2 protein-coding genes are annotated in these 2,281 nt (G+C 45.3%); one reads left to right on the top strand and one right to left on the bottom strand.

Annotated elements, in window-relative coordinates; genetic code table 11:
- Positions 1-748, bottom strand: a 748-nt coding sequence (locus tag GY683_RS07650; RefSeq protein ID WP_297288168.1) for a thiamine pyrophosphate-binding protein, incomplete at its 3' end; no start/stop codon positions are given.
- Between the two features lie 322 nt (positions 749-1,070).
- On the opposite strand from GY683_RS07650, the gene GY683_RS07645 reads away from it, so the two are divergent.
- Positions 1,071-2,281 (top strand): hypothetical protein (locus tag GY683_RS07645; protein WP_297288167.1); only part of this gene is annotated, 1,211 nt, incomplete at its 3' end.

Here is a 2,281-nt window from a genome sequence, read left to right as displayed (position 1 = left end):
CGGCATGCATAACACCACTGCCGCAGATAATGATGCCACTCTTACTTGCGAGTAATAATTCGATAGCTGCTTCAACCAACTGTGGATCAGCCTGCGACCTTGTTGACGGAAAGCCACCCAGGCATGCATCGGCGTAGATATCGTCCGCGTTGGCACTTGCTTTTTGGGTATCGAATGGAAAACCCAGATGCGCTGCCCCAGGTGTTGCTGAAGTCATAGCGCGGAAAGCTGCCCGCACCTGGGCTGGTAAGCGGGCCGCGTCATCGAGCATATCGGATGATTTTGTTATCGGTGAAAACAGTGCCTTTTGATCCAGCTCTGTTAATGGGAAACGACCTCTTGCACTTGTGGAAACATCGCTGGTGATGGCCAGCACCGGAATACTAGAATCGTTTGCTTCTACAATACCCGGAAGGATATAAGTAGCACCCCCTCCTGAAGGCCCTTCGCACACACCTACCTTGCCTGTAAGGCGTGCATAGGCATCAGCCATATAAGCGGCATGGCGCTCGTCGCGTGTCAGTATATGCTGGATATCATGGTCGAGACGATACATAGCATCATAAAATGGTAGCGTGGTATCACCGCATAAACCAAAAATATGTTTTACCCCATGCGCTTCCAGCATGCGTACCATTGCCTCGGCACCTGTTATGGATTTATCATCATCCGGCATTTTAAAACCTGAATTGAGAAGGCTACTGAACGGCACAATAACACAAAATACCTGCGTATTAGTATTTACCAATTAGCAAATATGCCTGAAATAGTCACAATTATTTGGTCTTGTATTGGGTGCGTAGAGCAGTATGAACTGTATATATATACTGTTGCGATGACAGCCACCACCGGCCGCTTGAAATAGGAATTAGAAAAATAACCATAAAGCCTTCATGGCTAATTTAAAGACTGTCTCGACAGCGTGCTGAACATTTAAATCAACCCTGACAGAGTTTTGAACGGCCTCCGCAGTAATAGTAGAGAGAAAACTACAGTGTTTGCAATTGATATCTTTCTGATAGATCATTGCTTTCATCACCTCGCACAACTTTTTTTAAATAGAATCTTGAATGGGCAGTTTAATTAAATCAGTACTAGTTGTTTTTGCACTTCAATTCGTTCTGTCTTGTGGCGGTGGCGGTGGCGGTGGCGGCGGTGATGATGGCGATGGTGATGATGGCGATGGTGATGATGGCGGTGGCTCTGGTACTGATACACGCACCACATCATTTTTTGTTAAAAACAATGAACCAGCTACCATTGCAACCTATGATACTTCTGGTAATACCTATGGCGTCACACTCTCTACTGATGGCAATACCGCTTATGTCGCTGATGGCTTGTATGGTCTTCAAATCATTGATATCTCAATACCTGCATCACCTGCTTTAATTGGCACCCGTCATACTTCTAGTTTAGCCTATGGCGTCACGCTCTCTACTGATGGCAAAACTGCTTATGTCGCTGCTGCCAATGCCGGTCTTCAAATCATTGATATCACAACACCTGCATCACCTGCTTTAATTGGGACCTATGATACTCCTGATTGGGCCTATGGCGTCACACTCTCTACTGATGGCAATACCGCGTATGTCGCTGATAGAAACGCCGGTCTTCAAATCATTGATATCACAACACCTACATCACCTGACTTGATTGTGAGCTTTGATACGTCCGGTTCTGCCAGGGGCGTCACTCTCTCTGCTGATGGCGAAACAGCTTATGTCGCAAATGGTGGTGCTGGTCTTCAAATCATTGATATCACATCACCTGCATCACCTTCTTTAATTGCGACCTATGGTACTTCTGGTTATGCCTTGGGCATCACGATCTCATCTGATGGCAATACCGCTTATGTCGCTGATGATGATGGCGTTCAAATCATTGATATCACAACACTTGCATCACCTGCTTTAATTGCGACCTATGATGCTTCTCGTGCGGCCGAAAGCGTCACGCTCTCATCTGATGGCAATACCGCTTATATCGCTGATTATTCTGCCGGTCTTCAAATCATTGATATAACAGTACCTGCATCACCTTCTTTAATTGCGACCTATGATACTTCTGATCATGCCTTTGACGTCACACTCTCTACTGATGGCAATACCGCTTATGTCGCTGATTACTCTGCTGGTCTTCAAATCATTGACCTAACTGTAAATTCTCAATATGAAGCTGCAGGCTTTGGAACCGACACCATTAGTTTGCTAATTCACAACTCAGTACAGGCAACATTTGACTTAAGTATTAGTACGGATAGATCAGACCTTATTTCTAT

The sequence above is a fragment of the Moraxella sp. genome (assembly GCF_024227015.1).
Lineage (GTDB): Bacteria > Pseudomonadota > Gammaproteobacteria > Pseudomonadales > Moraxellaceae > Moraxella.
Note: the sequence above shows the minus strand (reverse complement) of the source record. Positions and strands in the feature narration are given on the sequence as shown.